This is a genomic window from Stenotrophomonas sp. WZN-1, assembly GCF_002192255.1.
Classification (GTDB): domain Bacteria; phylum Pseudomonadota; class Gammaproteobacteria; order Xanthomonadales; family Xanthomonadaceae; genus Stenotrophomonas.
On the sequence record NZ_CP021768.1, the window covers coordinates 3,338,036 to 3,354,578 of the forward strand.

17 protein-coding genes are annotated in these 16,543 nt (G+C 67.0%); 7 read left to right on the forward strand and 10 right to left on the reverse strand.

Features of this window, described 5'->3' with window-relative positions; translation table 11 throughout:
• Window positions 1-148: 148 nt before the first annotated feature.
• From prpF to prpB, 6 genes are all read right to left on the reverse strand, one after another.
• Complete coding sequence (prpF, locus tag CCR98_RS15730; protein WP_087923334.1) at window positions 149-1,327, reverse strand: 2-methylaconitate cis-trans isomerase PrpF; 1,179 nt, start codon at window positions 1,325-1,327, stop codon at window positions 149-151.
• Window positions 1,328-1,330: 3 nt separating this feature from the next.
• Window positions 1,331-1,693 (reverse strand): type II toxin-antitoxin system RelE/ParE family toxin, encoded by a 363-nt coding sequence (locus CCR98_RS15735; protein WP_087923335.1) that lies wholly within the window; start codon window positions 1,691-1,693, stop codon window positions 1,331-1,333.
• Complete coding sequence (locus CCR98_RS15740) at window positions 1,690-1,932, reverse strand: type II toxin-antitoxin system ParD family antitoxin (RefSeq protein ID WP_087923336.1); 243 nt, start codon at window positions 1,930-1,932, stop codon at window positions 1,690-1,692. Before CCR98_RS15740 ends, CCR98_RS15735 begins: the two co-directional genes overlap by 4 nt.
• Before the next feature lie 100 nt (window positions 1,933-2,032).
• Complete coding sequence (gene acnD / locus CCR98_RS15745; protein WP_087923337.1) at window positions 2,033-4,651, reverse strand: Fe/S-dependent 2-methylisocitrate dehydratase AcnD; 2,619 nt, start codon at window positions 4,649-4,651, stop codon at window positions 2,033-2,035.
• A 97-nt stretch (window positions 4,652-4,748) separates the two neighbouring features.
• Window positions 4,749-5,906 (reverse strand): 2-methylcitrate synthase, encoded by a 1,158-nt coding sequence (prpC, locus tag CCR98_RS15750; RefSeq protein WP_010482770.1) that lies wholly within the window; start codon window positions 5,904-5,906, stop codon window positions 4,749-4,751.
• A 36-nt stretch (window positions 5,907-5,942) separates the two neighbouring features.
• On the reverse strand, window positions 5,943-6,836 hold the full coding sequence (gene prpB / locus CCR98_RS15755) for a methylisocitrate lyase (RefSeq protein WP_087924212.1): 894 nt from the start codon (window positions 6,834-6,836) through the stop codon (window positions 5,943-5,945).
• Window positions 6,837-6,990: 154 nt separating this feature from the next.
• On the opposite strand from prpB, the gene prpR reads away from it, so the two are divergent.
• Window positions 6,991-8,574 (forward strand): propionate catabolism operon regulatory protein PrpR, encoded by a 1,584-nt coding sequence (gene prpR, locus CCR98_RS15760; RefSeq protein ID WP_087923338.1) that lies wholly within the window; start codon window positions 6,991-6,993, stop codon window positions 8,572-8,574.
• 136 nt (window positions 8,575-8,710) lie between these two features.
• Here the strand turns inward: prpR and CCR98_RS15765 are convergent, their stop codons facing one another.
• The 3 genes from CCR98_RS15765 to pdxH form a co-directional block, all read right to left on the reverse strand.
• Window positions 8,711-9,172, reverse strand: a complete 462-nt coding sequence (locus CCR98_RS15765; RefSeq protein ID WP_087924213.1) for a DoxX family protein — start codon at window positions 9,170-9,172, stop codon at window positions 8,711-8,713.
• 161 nt (window positions 9,173-9,333) lie between these two features.
• A complete protein-coding gene (locus tag CCR98_RS15770; RefSeq protein ID WP_087923339.1) occupies window positions 9,334-9,693 on the reverse strand; it encodes a hypothetical protein in 360 nt (119 codons plus the stop codon).
• A gap of 9 nt (window positions 9,694-9,702) precedes the next feature.
• Window positions 9,703-10,302 (reverse strand): pyridoxamine 5'-phosphate oxidase, encoded by a 600-nt coding sequence (pdxH, locus tag CCR98_RS15775; protein WP_087923340.1) that lies wholly within the window; start codon window positions 10,300-10,302, stop codon window positions 9,703-9,705.
• Window positions 10,303-10,342: 40 nt separating this feature from the next.
• Between pdxH and CCR98_RS15780 the strand changes: the two genes are divergently transcribed.
• The gene (locus tag CCR98_RS15780; protein WP_087923341.1) at window positions 10,343-11,170 is read left to right on the forward strand and encodes a kinase; all 828 of its coding nucleotides are present in this window, start codon (window positions 10,343-10,345) and stop codon (window positions 11,168-11,170) included.
• A 6-nt stretch (window positions 11,171-11,176) separates the two neighbouring features.
• Here the strand turns inward: CCR98_RS15780 and CCR98_RS15785 are convergent, their stop codons facing one another.
• Window positions 11,177-11,380 (reverse strand): dodecin family protein, encoded by a 204-nt coding sequence (locus tag CCR98_RS15785; protein ID WP_005410663.1) that lies wholly within the window; start codon window positions 11,378-11,380, stop codon window positions 11,177-11,179.
• A 98-nt stretch (window positions 11,381-11,478) separates the two neighbouring features.
• Here CCR98_RS15785 and CCR98_RS15790 point away from each other — a divergent pair, with 98 nt between their 5' ends.
• From CCR98_RS15790 to mdtD, 5 genes are all read left to right on the forward strand, one after another.
• A complete protein-coding gene (locus CCR98_RS15790; RefSeq protein ID WP_087923342.1) occupies window positions 11,479-12,021 on the forward strand; it encodes a shikimate kinase in 543 nt (180 codons plus the stop codon).
• Window positions 12,018-13,130: a 3-dehydroquinate synthase gene (gene aroB, locus CCR98_RS15795; RefSeq protein ID WP_087923343.1), complete on the forward strand. Its 1,113-nt coding sequence runs from the start codon at window positions 12,018-12,020 to the stop codon at window positions 13,128-13,130. The genes CCR98_RS15790 and aroB overlap by 4 nt, the downstream gene beginning before the upstream one ends.
• Before the next feature lie 122 nt (window positions 13,131-13,252).
• Complete coding sequence (locus tag CCR98_RS15800) at window positions 13,253-13,492, forward strand: WGR domain-containing protein (protein ID WP_087923344.1); 240 nt, start codon at window positions 13,253-13,255, stop codon at window positions 13,490-13,492.
• A gap of 26 nt (window positions 13,493-13,518) precedes the next feature.
• The gene (hemE, locus tag CCR98_RS15805; protein WP_087923346.1) at window positions 13,519-14,601 is read left to right on the forward strand and encodes a uroporphyrinogen decarboxylase; all 1,083 of its coding nucleotides are present in this window, start codon (window positions 13,519-13,521) and stop codon (window positions 14,599-14,601) included.
• 92 nt (window positions 14,602-14,693) lie between these two features.
• Window positions 14,694-16,103, forward strand: coding sequence for a multidrug transporter subunit MdtD (gene mdtD / locus CCR98_RS15810; RefSeq protein ID WP_087923348.1), 1,410 nt, complete (start codon window positions 14,694-14,696; stop codon window positions 16,101-16,103).
• Window positions 16,104-16,543: the final 440 nt, after the last annotated feature.

Genomic DNA, 16,543 nt, shown 5'->3' on the forward strand with positions numbered 1-16,543 from the left:
CGATCTCCTCTTCAGAAAGCAGGTCAGGCCGCGCATCCCGGTAGTCGCCAACCTTGGTTGGCGCTGGACGTTGCCCAGCGGGTGCCGATGCCATGCCAACCAAGGTTGGCATCTACCGAAGCGTGTGATGCCAGCGCCGACCGCCTGGTTACTCGACCGGCACCCGCACCTTGCCTTCCATCAGCACACGAGCGCTGCGGCTCATGATGGCCTTGGTCACTGTCCACTGGCCGTCAACGAGCCCTGCCTGCGCGCCGACACGCAGCGTGCCGGAGGGGTGACCGAAGGTCACCGCTTCGCGTTCACCACCACCGGCCGCACGATTGACCAGGGTGCCCGGAATCGCCGCTGCGGTGCCGATCGCCACGGCCGCAGTGCCCATCATCGCGTGGTGCAGCTTGCCCATCGACAGCGCACGTGCGTGCAGGTCGATGGCTGAGGCCGGAATGGCCTTGCCGCTGGACGACACGTAGTCCTGCGCCGGCGCCACGAAGGCCACCTTCGGCGTGTGCTGGCGGGTCGCTGCGTCTTCCAGGCTCTTGATCAGCCCCATGCGCAGCGCGCCATGTGCGCGGATGGTCTCGAATTTCTGCAGTGCGGCCTTGTCCTCGTTGATCGCCGGCTGCAGTTCGGTGCCGGTGTAGCCCAGGTCGGCGGCGTTGAGGAAGATGGTCGGGATGCCGGCGGTGATCATCGTCACCTCGAAGTTGCCCACGTCGGGGACCTCGAGGGTATCGACCAGGTTGCCGGTCGGGAACATCGCGCCCGCATCGCCGTCATCGGACGGATCGATGAATTCCAGCTGGATCTCGGCCGCCGGGAAGGTCACGCCATCCAGCTCGAAATCGCCGATCTCCTGCACTTCGCCATCGCGCATCGGCACGTGGGCGATGATGGTCTTGCCGATGTTGGCCTGCCAGATGCGCACGGTGCACAGGCCATCGCGCGGTATGCGGGCCGGATCGATCAGCCCATTGGCGATCGCGAACGGACCCACCGCAGTGCTGAGATTGCCGCAGTTGCCGCTCCAGTCGACGAAGGCGGTGTCGATCGACACCTGGCCATACAGGTAGTCCACGTCGTGGTCAGGCACCGAGGCGGTGGAAATGATCACGCACTTGCTGGTGCTGGAGGTGGCGCCGCCCATGCCATCGGTCTGCTTTCCATACGGATCGGGCGAGCCGATCACGCGCATCAGCAGCGCATCGCGCGCGGCGCCGGGCACCTGTGCGGCTTCGGGCAGGTCCTGCAGGCGAAAGAACACGCCCTTGCTGGTGCCGCCGCGCATGTAGGTGGCGGGAATACGGAGTTGCGGGAGGAAGGTCATGGATCAGTATCCTGGGTGCGACGAACCAATATCGGGGTTGAGCTCCTCGTCTTCGAACAGTGCTTCCATGCCCCGCGAAGCATTCCAGATGCGCACGATGGAAACGTGCGCAGGTAGCTCCACGTAGTAAACCAGGTAGCCGTCGAAGCGACGAACCGGATGAAAACGCAACGGCGCTGGCAGCAAGGTCAACAGACCCGCATGCAGTGCGGAACCAGCACCTGGGTGGGCCTCGATCAGCTTTACAACGGATTCCACCGCATCGATGAAGCCGATTTCCAGCACTTCTCCGCCTTGATCTGCATACCAGCCTGCTGCCTGGTCAAGATCTCGAACCGCTGCGGGGGACCAGTGCGAGGGCTTCACTTGCGGTTCCGTGCACGCTCACGCAGCTTGTCGAAGTGATCCGGCGGCAGAGGCGCCGAAGGCCCCGACGCCAGCCCCTCGGCTATCAACTGCTTGAGCAGCTCTTCAGCCTTGCTGCGCTGACGCTGGCGGATCAGGTCACGCACGTAGTCCGACGTACTGGAGTAGCCGCCTTCGCGCACTTCTTCGTCCACGAACTGCTTGAGCGGATCAGTCAGCGAAATGTTCATGGTGGCCATGGAACTCTCCTTTGGCAGTTTTTGCCAAGTCAGTGTGCGCCCCGCCCTGGTGTCGGACAAGCCCGCCCCCGGCCGCCGGGGGCAGGCATTCAGCCCGGCATCACGCCACCTTGGCCCCTTCCAGGAAGTCCTGGGCGAAGCGCTGCAGCACGCCGCCGGCTTCGTAGATCGCCACTTCCTCGTCGCTGTCCAGGCGGCAGGTGACCGGCACGATCACGTCCTGGCCGTCGCGGCGGTGGATGACCAGGGTCAGGTCGGCACGCGGGGTGCGCTCGCCGATCACATCGAAGGTCTCGGTGCCGTCGATGCCCAGGGTCAGGCGGGTGGTGCCCGGCTTGAACTCCAGCGGCAGCACGCCCATGCCGATCAGGTTGGTACGGTGAATCCGCTCGAAGCCTTCGGCCACGATCGCCTCCACGCCAGCCAGGCGCACGCCCTTGGCGGCCCAGTCACGCGAGCTGCCCTGGCCATAGTCGGCACCGGCAATGATGATGAGCGGCTGCTTGCGGTCCATGTAGGTCTCGATCGCCTCCCACATGCGCATCACCTTGCCTTCCGGCTCCACGCGCGCCAGCGAACCCTGCTTCACGCTGCCGTCGTCGTTGCGCACCATCTCGTTGAACAGCTTCGGGTTGGCGAAGGTGGCGCGCTGCGCGGTCAGGTGGTCACCGCGGTGGGTGGCGTAGGAATTGAAGTCCTCTTCCGGCAGGCCCATCTTCGCCAGGTACTCACCGGCGGCACTGGACGCCAGGATCGCGTTGGACGGCGACAGGTGGTCGGTGGTGATGTTGTCCGGCAGCACCGCCAGCGCGCGCATGCCAGACAGCGTGCGCTCACCGGCCAGTGCGCCCTCCCAGTACGGCGGACGGCGGATGTAGGTGCTCTGCGGGCGCCAGTCATACAGCGGGCTGACCGCTGCGCCATGCTCCACGCGCACGTTGAACATCGGGTTGTAGACCTTGCGGAACTGCTCCGGCTTCACCGAAGCCTTCACCACCGCATCGATCTCGGCGTCACTCGGCCAGATGTCCTTCAGGCGCACTTCGTTGCCATCGGCATCCACGCCCAGCACGTCCTTCTCGATATCGAAGCGCACGGTGCCGGCGATGGCATAGGCGATCACCAGCGGCGGCGAGGCCAGGAAGGCCTGCTTCGCGTACGGGTGGATGCGGCCATCGAAGTTGCGGTTGCCCGACAGCACGGCGGTGGAATACAGGTCGCGATCGATGATCTCCTGCTGGATCGCCGGATCCAGCGCGCCACTCATGCCGTTGCAGGTGGTGCAGGCGAAGGCGACGATGCCGAAGCCGAGCTTTTCCAGGTCCGGCAGCAGGCCCGCCTCTTCCAGGTACAGCTGCACCGCCTTCGAGCCCGGCGCCAGCGACGACTTCACCCACGGCTTGCGCAGCAGGCCACGCTCGTTGGCCTTGCGCGCCAGCAGTGCGGCGGCGATCACGTTGCGCGGATTGGACGTATTGGTGCAGCTGGTGATGGCGGCGATGATCACCGCGCCATCGGGCATCAGCCCCTGCGCCTGCTCGGCCTTGCCCGCTTCCAGCTTGGCTTCGTCGGCAATGCCGCGCTCGGCCAGCTCGGCGGTGGCCACGCGCTTGTGCGGGTTGGACGGGCCGGCCATGTTGCGCACCACGCTGGACAGGTCGAAGCGCAGCACGCGCTCGTACTGCGCGGTGGCCAGATCATCAGCCCACAGGCCGGTGGTACGCGCGTAGTTCTCCACCAGCGCCACCTGCGATTCCTCGCGGCCGGTCAGGCGCAGGTAATCGATGGTCTGCCCGTCGATGTAGAACATCGCGGCGGTCGCGCCGTACTCCGGGCACATGTTGGAGATGGTGGCGCGGTCACCGATGGTCAGCGCCGCGGCACCCTCGCCGAAGAATTCAAGATACGCACCCACCACGCGTTCCTTGCGCAGGAACTCGGTCAGTGCCAGTACCACGTCGGTGGCAGTGATGCCCGGCTGCGGCCTGCCGGTCAGCTCGACACCGATGATGTCCGGCAGGCGCATCCATGACGCGCGCCCCAGCATCACGTTCTCGGCTTCCAGGCCGCCAACACCAATCGCGATCACGCCCAGCGCATCCACGTGCGGGGTATGGCTGTCGGTACCCACGCAGGTATCCGGGAAGGCCACGCCGTCCTGCACGTAGACCACCGGCGACATTTTCTCCAGGTTGATCTGGTGCATGATGCCGTTGCCCGGCGGAATCACGTCCACGTTCTCGAACGCCAGCTTGGTCCAGTCGATGAAGTGGAAACGGTCTTCATTGCGGCGATCTTCGATGGCGCGGTTCTTCTCGAACGCCTGCGGATCGAAACCTCCGCACTCCACCGCCAGCGAGTGATCGACGATCAGCTGCACCGGCACCACCGGATTCACCTTGGCCGGGTCACCGCCCTTGTCGGCGATCGCATCACGCAGGCCGGCCAGGTCGACCAGTGCGGTCTGGCCGAGGATGTCGTGGCACACAACGCGCGCCGGAAACCACGGGAAATCGAGGTCCCGGCGGCGCTCGATCAGCTGCTTCAGCGAATCCCCGAGCGTGGCCGGATCGCAGCGGCGCACCAGGTTCTCGGCCAGCACGCGCGAGGTGTACGGCAGGGTGGCATAGGCGCCGGGCTGGATCGCATCGACAGCGGCGCGCGCGTCGAAATAATCCAGCGCGCTGCCGGGGAGGTTCTTGCGGTAATCGGTATTCATGGGCTGGCGGAGTGCTTGGGGCGGGCCGGGTGCCGGCGGTGCGGCGGCGAAAGCATCCGGCCGGCACGCGGCCGGCCGGATGGGTACAGCAGGTGGATCAGACGCGCTTGTCGATGGCGACGAAGTCGCGGTCTTCCGGACCGATGTAGTTGGCGCTCGGGCGGATGATCTTGCCGTCGATGCGCTGCTCGACGATGTGCGCGCTCCAGCCGGCGGTGCGGGCGATCACGAACAGGGGAGTGAACATCGCGGTCGGCACGCCCATCATGTGGTAGCTGACGGCACTGAACCAGTCCAGGTTCGGGAACATCTTCTTGATGTCCCACATCACCGATTCCAGGCGCTCGGCGATGTCGTACATCTTCATGCTCGACTGCTCTTCGGACAGCTCGCGGGCCACGTCCTTGATCACCTTGTTGCGCGGATCGGAGACGGTGTAGACCGGGTGGCCGAAACCGATCACCACTTCCTTGCGCTCGACGCGGGCCTTGATGTCTTCCTCGGCCTCATCGGGAGTGTCGTAGCGCTTCTGCACTTCGAACGCCACTTCGTTGGCGCCGCCATGCTTCGGGCCGCGCAGCGCGCCGATGCCACCGCAGATCGCGCTGTACATGTCGCTGCCGGTGCCGGCGATGACGCGGCAGGTGAAGGTCGAGGCGTTGAACTCGTGCTCGGCGTACAGGATCAGCGAGGTGTGCATCGCCTTCACCCACGACTCCTGCGGCTTCTCGCCGTGCAGCAGGTGCAGGAAGTGGCCACCGATCGAGTCGTCGTCGGTTTCCACGTCGATGGCGCGGCCGTTGTGGCTCCAGTGGTACCAGTACAGCAGCATCGAACCGAGGCAGGCCATCAGCTTGTCGGCGATGTCACGCGCGCCCGGATGGTTGTGGTCGTCCTTCTCCGGCGCCACGCAGCCGAGCACGGACACGCCAGTGCGCATCACGTCCATCGGGTGCGCCGACGGCGGCAGTTCTTCCAGCGCGGCCTTCACCGCGGCCGGGATGCCACGCAGCGACTTCAGCTTGGCCTTGTACGAAACCAGCTCGGCGCGGGTCGGCAGCTTGCCGTGCACCAGCAGGTAGGCGATTTCCTCGAACTCGCTGGTGTTGGCCAGGTCCAGGATGTCGTAGCCACGGTAGTGCAGGTCGTTGCCACTGCGGCCCACGCTGCACAGCGCGGTGTTGCCGGCAGCGGTGCCGGACAGGGCGACGGACTTCTTCGGCTTGAAGGTCGGGGTTGCGGTCGTATCGTTCATGTTTCCCTCCGAAAACTTGATGGTGCAGGGTACTGCTTATTTCTTGGCGGCGAACAGTGCGTCGAGCTGCTGCTCGAAGGCGTGGTAGCCGATGCGGTCGTACAGTTCTTCGCGGGTCTGCATGGTTTCCACCACGCTGCGCTGGTGTCCATCGCGGCGCACCGCTTGGTAGACGTTTTCGGCGGCCTTGTTGGCCGCACGGAACGCCGACAGCGGGAACAGCTGGATGGCGACGCCAGCCGAGGCCAGTTCGTCGCGGCTGAACAGCGGGGTGGCACCGAATTCGGTGATGTTGGCCAGCACCGGCACCTTCACCGCGTCGACGAAGCGGCGGTAGGTATCCAGGTCGTAGGCGGCCTCGGCGAAGATGCCATCGGCACCGGCCTCGACACAGGCGATGGCGCGCTCGATGGCCTTGTCCACGCCGTCCACCTGGATGGCGTCGGTACGTGCGATCAGGAAGAAGTCCGGATCGGTCTTGGCATCGGCGGCCGCCTTCACCCGGTCGACCATTTCACCCTGCGAGACGATCTCCTTGCCCGGGCGGTGACCGCAGCGCTTGGCGCCGACCTGGTCCTCGATGTGGCAGGCGGCCGCGCCGGCCTTGATCAGCGACTTCACGGTACGCGCGATGTTGAACGCGCTCGGGCCAAAGCCGGTGTCGATGTCGACCATCAGCGGCAAGTCGCAGACATCGGTGATGCGGCGCACGTCCACCAGCACGTCTTCCAGGGTGTTGATGCCCAGGTCCGGCAGGCCCAGCGAGCCCGCGGCAACGCCGCCACCCGACAGGTAGATGGCGCGGAAGCCGGCGCGCTTGGCCAGCAGGGCGTGGTTGGCGTTGATCGCGCCGATCACCTGCAGCGGCGATTCGGCAGCCAGCGCCTCACGGAAGCGGGCACCGGCGGAAAAAGGAGTGGAAGCAGTCATGCGGCAATCCAGGTTGAAGAACGGATGGGTAGGCGCAAGCACCATGCCAAGCTGCAAGCCGTTGATTTCACTGGAATGACCGTCGCACCATGGTGAAACATATGAAACACTGAAACAGATGTATCATGAAACATTCCACCCGACCCCACCCGCCATGTACCTGCCCCGCTCACCCCTGCGCCATGCCGATGCCGACCCCGGCCGCCCGGTGATCTGGACGGTCAGCGTCTCGCGGCTGACTGGCCTGCTCGGCGACGTCATTCCCGAGTTCGACCGCCGCGCGCGCATCGAGCAGATCAATCTCGGCTTCGAGGAAGCGGTGGAGGTGATCGGCCAGCGCCTGCGCCGCGAGCATTGCGATGTGGTGATTGCCGGCGGCTCCAACGCCGCCTGGCTGCGCGGCCGGCTGGAGCTGCCGCTGGTGCCGATCCAGGCCAACGGCTTCGACCTGATGGAAGCACTGGCCCGTGCCCGCCGCATCGCCAGCCGCATCGGCCTGGTCACCCACGCCAGCGACGTGCCGGTGTTCAGCAACTTCCAGCAGAGTTTCGGCCTGGATATCGAGCATCGCCGTTTCGTCACCCGCGAGGACGCGCGCGACTGCATCGCCGATCTGCGCGCCAACGGCATCGAAGTGATCGTCGGCACCGGCATGGCCATCGACCATGCCGAGCAGGCCGGGCTGCCCGGGGTGCTGCTGTATTCGGCCGACTCGGTGCGGCAGGCGTTCGAACATGCGCTGGAACTGACCCAGACCCTGGCACGTTCCGGCAGCAACCGCCCTGCCCCGCGCCGGCGCCCGGCAGCGCGTGCCGATGCGCATGAACTGCTCGGCGACAGCGACGCGATGGCGCAGGTGCGCGCGCAGATCGCGCTCTACGCCCCACATGACAGCACCGTGCTGGTCAGCGGCGAAACCGGCACCGGCAAGGAACTGGTGGCGCGCCAGCTGCACGCCGCCAGCGGTCGTCGCGGACGCTTCGTGGCACTGAACTGCGGCGCGATCAGCGAATCGCTGCTGGAAGCGGAGCTGTTCGGCTACAGCGATGGCGCCTTCACCGGCGCACGCCGTGGCGGCCGCGTCGGCCTGGTTGAAGCCGCAGACGGCGGTACGCTGTTCCTGGATGAGATCGGCGAACTGCCGCTACCACTGCAGACCCGCCTGCTACGTGTGCTGGAGGAACGTGAAGTGCTGCGTGTGGGTGCCACCGAACCGACACCGGTGGACCTGCGCGTGGTCGCCGCCACCCTGCAGTCGCTGGAGCAGCGCGCGGCCGTCGGCAGCTTCCGCCGCGACCTGTACTACCGCTTGGCAGCGCTACGCATTGCCCTGCCCTCGCTACGTGCCCGGCGCGGTGACATCCCGCTGCTGGCACAACATTTCTTCCGCCAGCTGCGTGGCATCGACGCGCCATTGGATGAGGATGCGCTGGCGGTGCTGACCGCCGCCGAGTGGCCAGGCAACGTGCGTGAGCTGCGTAATCTGGTGGATCGCCTGCGCATCCACTGGCAGCCAGGAGAAGGCCTGATTGATGCCGCGCGACTGCTGCAGCTGGCACCCGAGCTTGTGAATGAAGGTGTCGCGGCATTGACGGTGGAAAGCAACGGCAAGCGGCCACCGCGTGCGCAGCTGGAAACACTGCTGCAGGAACACCGCAATGACCGCGAGGGGATGGCGCAGGCGCTGGGCGTCTCACGCACCACGCTATGGCGCTGGCTGCGCGCGGAGGGCTTGTAACCACTCGTTGTCTGGTGGGTGCGAACCCTGGTTCGCACCGCTCTTCCGTCAAGCATCTCGTCCACGCATGGCGTGGATCTACCGGAACACACCAGATGCTACAGACGCGCTCCGGCTGCGTGCGGACGAGGAACGCTCACCGCGCCCAACGCGCCTCGAAGGCGAACCGACCGCTCCCCACCGCAGCAATCCACAGCAACAGCACGCCCAGCGGCACTTCGCTGAGGTAGAAGAACCAGCTCAACCAGTCCGGCACGCTCAGCCCCGCAGGAATGCGCGCTATGCCATCGGTAAGCGCCGCCACCGCGCAGATCCCCGCCAGCAGCAGGGCCGAAGGCCGGCTGAGCAGGCCCAGCACCAACATCCCGCCGGCGATCCATTCGATGCCGCCGAGGACCGGCGCACTGAACAGCGGGAACGGAATGCCCGCATCAACCAGCGTGTGCACCATGCGCTCGCGCCCCGCGTCGGTGAACACCTTGTTCCAGCCGGATACGCAGAACATCACGCCGGCGACGATGCGGGCAAGCAGCAGCAGGAAGGCTTCCACGCCGCGGCGCGGTGGAGGCACGGCAAACAGACAACGCCAGGAAGGCACGGCAATTCCGGAAGTCGAGAACATTCGTTGGAGTGTGCCGGTTGGTTGCCTGCCGGCAGATGAAGCGCATGGGCCCGAATGCGACAATCCGCTCTTGTAGAGTCGAGCCATGCTCGACTGCTTTACGCGCCAGAGCAAAAGCAGCCGAGCATGGCTCGGCTCTACAACAGCCGCCCGTCGGCCAGCAGCAGCTCGATTTCCTCCACCTGCACCACCGGCACCTGCCACGGGTGATGCGGCACGATGCCCTGTTCGAAGATGCGCTGCAGCCGCTGCGGATTACGAGGCAGGCAGAACTCCAGACGCACGCTGTCGACCACCTCGGTGCGACCCGCCTCACCCTGCCCGGGCGACGCGCCCACGCGCGGACGGAACTGCTCGAACCCCGGCGCCGACCACCACATTCCGTGCTCGTAGTCGCCGGCCGCCAGCGCGTCCACTGCGAGGATGCCCTGCTTCACCGCATCCAGTGCTGCCGGCGGCACGAACACCACCACACGGTACAGCGGCAGGCGTTGCATCGCGCAGCCTTACGGATACAGCAGGCGCTTGCTCCAACGCCCTTCGGCACCGGCTTCATAGCACCAGCGTTCATGCAGGCGGAACTGCGCGCCGTACCAGAACTCGATGCGGTCGGGCACCACGCGCAGGCCGCTCCAGCCATCCGGGCGCGGCACGTCCTTGCCCTCGAAGCGGGCTTCGATCTCGGCCACGCGCGCGTCGAATTCCTCGCGCGTCGACAGCGTCTTCGACTGCTGCGAGGCCCAGGCGCCGATCTGGCTCATGCGCGGGCGGCTGGCGAAATAGGCGTCGGCCTCGGCGTCGGCAACCTGCTCGACACGGCCTTCGATCCGCACCTGGATGCCGGCCTCGCGCAGGCTGCGCCACAGGAACAGCAGTGCAGCCTGCGGATTGGCCTGCAGTTCCTGGCCCTTGTGGCTGTCCAGGTGGGTGTAGAAGACGAAGCCGCGCTCGTCGAAGGCCTTCAGCAGCACGGTACGCGCCGAGGGACGGCCCTGCGTATCGGCGGTGGCCACGGTCATCGCGTTCGGCTCGACCTCGCGGCTCTGCTTGGCCTCTTCGAACAGGCCGGCAAACGTGGACAGGGCTTCGGCGTACAGGTCGCTCATGATTGCGTTCTTCTCACACGGATTGGGCTATTGTGGCTGCATGGCCGCTGCTGCGTATATGCCCCAGGTGAAAGGATTCCCCGAAACATTGGCCGAGCAGGCGCTGGATGATGCGCTGGACAGCGGTGCAGCGGTTCCAGTATTGGCGATCAGCGGCCTGCAGGGGAGTGGCAAATCGACGCTGGCCGCGCAGGTGGTGGCGCGCGCCCAGGCACGCGGCCTGAACGCGGCCACGCTGTCGATCGATGACGTCTACCTCACCCGTGCACAGCGCCAACGGCTGGCCCGCCAGGTGCACCCGTTGCTGATCACCCGCGGCCCGCCCGGCACCCACGACCTGCCGCTGGCCCACGCCGTGCTGGACGCCGTGGCCGCACGCAAGCTCTTCGCCATGCCGCGCTTCGACAAGCTGGCCGATGAACGCCTGTCCGAAGCGCAATGGCCGCAGCTGCAGCAACCATTGGACCTGCTGGTATTCGAGGGCTGGTTCCTGGGCACGCCCGCGCAGCATGACGATGCGCTGGACAGCCCGCTGAACGCGCTGGAACGCGAGGCCGACGCCGATGGCCGATGGCGTCGCTGGTGCAACCAGGCACTGGCCCGTGACTACCCGGCGCTGTGGCAGCGCTGCGACCGCCTGTGGTTCCTGCAGCCGCCGGATTTTTCGGTGGTGCCGCGCTGGCGCTGGCAGCAGGAGCAGAACCTGCAGGCCGCGCAGCCGGGCCGGCACGGAATGAGCCGGCCACAGCTGGAGCGCTTCGTGCAGTACTACGAGCGGGTCAGCCGGCAGGCACTGCGCGCCCTGCCCGGCCTGGCCGACCACGTGGTGGTGCTGGACGGCCAGCGCCAGGTGCAGGACGTGCGCTGAGCGCGCCTACTCCACCAGGAAGGTCACCCGCAGGTTGACCCGCCATTCGGTGATCTCGCCGCTGCCGTTGGTGACCACCTTGGTCTCGTTCACCCAGGCGCCCTGGATGCCCTTGACCGTCTCGGAGACCTTCTTCAGCCCGCTGCGTACGGCGTCTTCCACGCTCTTCGGCGAGGAGGCGGTGATTTCGATGACCTTGGCGACCGTCATGGCCTGTACTCCGGCTGGCGCGGGAGACCCCGCAGGAACGCCTACCCTGACGTGAAGAACGTAAAGGCCAGGGCACGGAGGTGTTAGCATCAGAGGGCATGAATCCTGCTCCGAACCTGATCCTGATCGGCCCGATGGGCGCCGGCAAAACCTGCATCGGCCGTCGCCTGGCCGAGCGATTCACGCTGGACTTCGTCGATGTCGACCAGGCCATCGTCGATGCCGCCGGCGCCAGCATTCCGACCATCTTCGAGCACTCCGGCGAAGCCGGCTTCCGCAGCCATGAACGCCAGGCGCTTGCGCGGGTGCTGGAAGGCCGCGGCCAGCTGGTCTCCACCGGTGGTGGCGCGGTACTGGATCCGGACAACCGTGCACTGATCGCCCGGCGCGGCTTCGTGGTCTATCTGCGGGTCAGCGTGGCCGAACAGCTGGAGCGCCTGGCCCGCGACAAGGGCCGGCCGCTGCTGCAGCGTCCGGACCGCGAGCAGGTGCTGCACGATCTGGCCGCACACCGCGACCCGCTGTACCGCGAGCTGGCCGACCTCATCCTCGACACCGACCCGTACACCGCTGCCGATGCGACCGCCCAGCTGGTGGTCAAGCTGGCCACGCAATGGCAGCGCCAGGACCTGACCGCATGACCTCCCCCGCCCTGCTGCAGGTCGCCGTTGGCGGCGACCGCCCCTACTCCATCACCATCGGCGCCGGTGCCCAGGCCGACGGCACCGCGCTGGCCTCGCACGTGCGCGGCCGTCATGTGCTGCTGCTCAGCGACAGCGAAGTCGCCCCGCGCTATCTGGCGTCGGTCAAACAGACGCTGCTGGCCGCACGCCCGGACCTGATCATCGGCGAGCACGTGCTGGCCGCCGGCGAAGCCTCCAAGACCCTGGCCGAGTTCGGCCGCGCGATCGAAGCGCTGGCCGCGCTTGGCGCCACCCGCGACGCCTGCGTGTTCGCCCTGGGCGGCGGCGTGGTCGGTGACCTTGCCGGTTTCGCTGCCGCCTGCTGGATGCGCGGGGTGGACTGTCTGCAGCTGCCGACCACCCTGCTGGCGATGGTTGATTCGTCGGTGGGCGGCAAGACCGCGGTCGACATCCCGGCCGGCAAGAACCTGGTCGGCGCCTTCCATCCTCCGCGTGCGGTCATCGCCGATACCCGCGTACTGACCACCCTGCCGCCGCGCGAGCTGCGCGCCGGCCTGGCCGAAGTGGTGAAGTACGGTGCACTGGGCGACGCGGTGTTCTTCGAATGGCTACAGCAGCATGCCGATGCACTGCTGGCCAGCGAAGACGCAGTGCTGGCCGAAGCCATCGCGCGCAGCTGCCGGCACAAGGCCGCCATCGTCGAACGCGATCCGTTCGAGAAGGGCGAGCGTGCCCTGCTCAACCTCGGCCACACCTTCGGCCACGCCATCGAGACCGAACAGGGCTATTCGGCCCCGGGCCGCGATGCGCTGAACCATGGCGAGGCGGTGGCGGTGGGCATGGTGCTGGCGGCGAAGCTGTCCACCGACCTGGGCCTGGCCGACGATGCCGACCGCGCACGCCTGCAGGCCCTGCTTGAGCGCCTCGGCCTGCCGGTGGCGATCCCGGCCGGGCTGGACCCGCAGGCCCTGCTCGGCCGCATGCGTCTGGACAAGAAGAACGTGGCTGGCCGCCTGCGCCTGGTGCTGTGGCGCGGCATGGGCCGCGCCGAAGTGGTGCCGGACGTGGATGAGGCGGCGGTGCTGAAGGTGCTGGGCGCGGCCTGACCGTTTCCGCGTTCGCCGGGCATGGCCCGGCGCTACCGGGGAGGTTTCATGACGTTGCCGGCCAGCGGCCGGCACGACCGCGTTGCGGCCGGGGTCACCCTGGCCCCGCTACAATCTGCACCATGCACGTCTACCTGCAACATCCCGGCGCCGGTGCGCAGGCACCGCGCTTCCTGCGCCTGAGCCTGCTGCCGGACCTGTTCGGCGGCTGGGAGCTGCTGCGCGAGAGCGGCCGCGTCGGCAGCCGCTCGCAGCTGCGGCGCGAACTGTTCCTGCAGGCCGACGAAGCCCGCCGCGCCTTCGAGAAGGCCCGCGATGCCGAACTGCATCGCGGCTTCCAGATCCTTTCGCACGGCGACTGACGCCGCTGCCAACTTTCGTCCAAGGAATGCCCATCGTGACCAGCCCTCTCCGCAACGATCGCCTGCTGCGCGCCCTGCGCCGCGAACCGGTGGACTGCACCCCCGTCTGGCTGATGCGCCAGGCCGGACGCTACCTGCCGGAGTACCGCGCGACCCGGGCCAAGGCCGGCAGCTTCCTGGCCATGGCCAAGAATCCGGAGATCGCCTGCGAAGTCACCCTGCAGCCGCTGCGCCGCTTCCCGCTGGACGCGGCCATCCTGTTCTCGGACATCCTCACCATTCCCGATGCGATGGGCCTGGAGCTGTACTTCGTCGAAGGCGAAGGCCCGAAGTTCCGCCATCCGGTACGTGATGAAGCGGCCATCGCCAAGCTGGCGGTGCCGGACATGGAACAGGACCTGGGCTACGTGATGGATGCGGTTCGCCTGATCCGCCGCGAGCTGGACGGCCAGGTGCCGCTGATCGGCTTCTCCGGCAGCCCGTGGACGCTGGCCTGCTACATGGTGGAAGGTGGCGGCAGCAAGGATTTCGCACGCATCAAGGCGATGGCGCTGAACCATCCGCAGGCCCTGCACCGCCTGCTGGAGGTCACCACCGACGCGGTGATCGCCTACCTCGGCGCGCAGCGCGCGGCCGGTGCGCAGGCGCTGCAGGTGTTCGACACCTGGGGCGGCGTGCTGTCACCGGCGATGTACCGCGAGTTCTCGCTGCGGTACCTGCAGCGGATTGCGCAGGGCCTGGACCGTGGCGAGGGCAGCGAGCGCACGCCGTTGATCCTGTTCGGCAAGGGCACCGGCCTGCACCTGGAAGCGCTGTCGCAGACCGGCGCCGATGCACTCGGCCTGGACTGGACGCTGGACCTGGACGAAGCGATGCGCCGTACCGGTGGCCGCGTCGCCCTGCAGGGCAACCTTGACCCGACCACGCTGTACGCCTCGCCGGATGCGATCGCCGCAGCCGCCGCGCGCGTGCTCGACACCTATGCGGCCGGCAACGGCGGTTCGCGCGAGGGCCATGTGTTCAACCTCGGCCATGGCATGTCACCGGACATGGACCCTGCGCACGTACAGGTCCTGGTCGACGCGGTGCACGCGCACAGCCAACGCTGAGCATTCCGCATGCAGGTACGGCGCGACCTTGATCGCGCCGTGACCCGCATTGCGCGATCATGACGACCCCCACGCTGCACCGGCCGCACGCCATGCCTACATCGTCATCGACCTACAACCGCCACCGCCCCCTGCTGTGGCTGGTGTCCTTGGCGATCTTCATGCAGATGCTGGACTCGACCATCGTCAACACGGCGTTGCCGGCGATGGCGGCCAGCCTGGGCGAGAGCCCGCTGCAGATGCAATCGGTGGTGTTCAGCTATGCGCTGGCGGTCGCGACCTTCATTCCCGCCTCGGGCTGGATCGCCGACCGCTACGGCACCCGGCGCACCTTCCTGGTGGCGATCATCCTGTTCACCCTCGGCTCGCTGGCCTGCGCGCTGGCCCAGCACCTGCACCAGCTGGTCGGCGCGCGCGTGCTGCAGGGCATCGGCGGTGCGATGCTGCTGCCGGTCGGCCGGCTGGCGGTGATGCGTTCGGTGCCGCGCGAGGATTTTCTGCGCGCGATGAGCTTCATCGCCATCCCCGCGCTGGTCGGTCCGCTGATCGGCCCGACACTCGGCGGCTGGCTGGTCGAGATCGCCTCATGGCACTGGGTGTTCCTGATCAACCTGCCGATCGGCGTGATCGGTTTCATCGCCGCGATGAAGATCATGCCCGATCACTACGCCAGCCATCGCACCCGCTTCGACCTGCGCGGCTACATCATGCTGGCCTTCGCGATGGTGGTGCTGTCACTGGCACTGGACGGCATCTCCGGGCTCGGCACGCCACACGCACTGGTGATGCTGATGACCGTGGCCGGCCTGGCCGCACTGGTCGGCTACTGGCTGCACGCGGCAAACTCGACTGCGCCGTTGTTCTCGCTGGCCCTGTTCCGCGTGCCCAGCTACCGCATCGGCATTCTCGGCAACCTGTTCTCGCGCATCGGCAGCAGCGCCATGCCGATGCTGATTCCGCTGCTGCTGCAGGTCGGCCTCGGCCTGGGCCCGATGCATGCCGGCCTGATGATGGTGCCGGTGGCGGCGGCCGGCATGGTCTCGAAGAAGCTGGCGGTCAAGCTGGTTGAGCGCTATGGCTACCGCCGCGTGCTGATGGTCAACACCATGCTGGTGGGCCTGGCGATGGCCAGCTTCATCCTGATGACACCCGGCCAGCACCTGGCCTGGCGCCTGCTGCAGCTGGCGTTCTTCGGTGCGGTCAATTCCCTGCAGTTCACCGTGATGAACACCGTGACCCTGCGCGATCTTGACCGCGAATTCGCCAGTTCCGGCAACAGCCTGCTGTCGATGGTGATGATGCTGGCCGCCGGTTTCGGCGCAGCCGCCGCCGGCAGCCTGCTGGCCGCGTTCGGCACCCACCTGGACAGCACCGATGCTACTGCGGCGTTGCATGCCACGTTCCTGTGCGTGGGCGCGATCACGCTGACTTCGACGATGATCTTCTGGCAGCTGCCCGACACCAAGCCCGAACCGCGGCAGGTCGAACACGTTGCGGAGTGAGGGTGGTTCGGCAGGACCTGCGGCCCTGCACCCGCAGAGGCCGAAGCCGAAGCAACAGCAACAGCAACAGCGAGCATTCCGTGGGTTGGCGAGGCGGTGTGGGCTTGCAGGACACGCCGTAAACCCGTCCATGGGGGCTCGATGGCGCCATCCATGGCGCCAACGGTCCTGCAAGCCCACACCGCCCCACCTCTGACAGATGGTCGCTGCTGTTGGTGGGTGTCGACCTTGGTCGACACATCTGTCAGATATCGAAATACATCTGGGGTCAGATCCGTTTTCCGAAGGAAAACGGATCTGACCCCGAGAGTCGTTCCAACAGATCGCGGAAAACTGTCGAAGGCGGGGTGGGTCCGGTTGCGGGAGTGTCCGCGGCATGGATGCCGCGGCCAAGCCCCCAGGGAGGGGTTTACGGCGTCTCCCGCCACCGGGCCCACCCC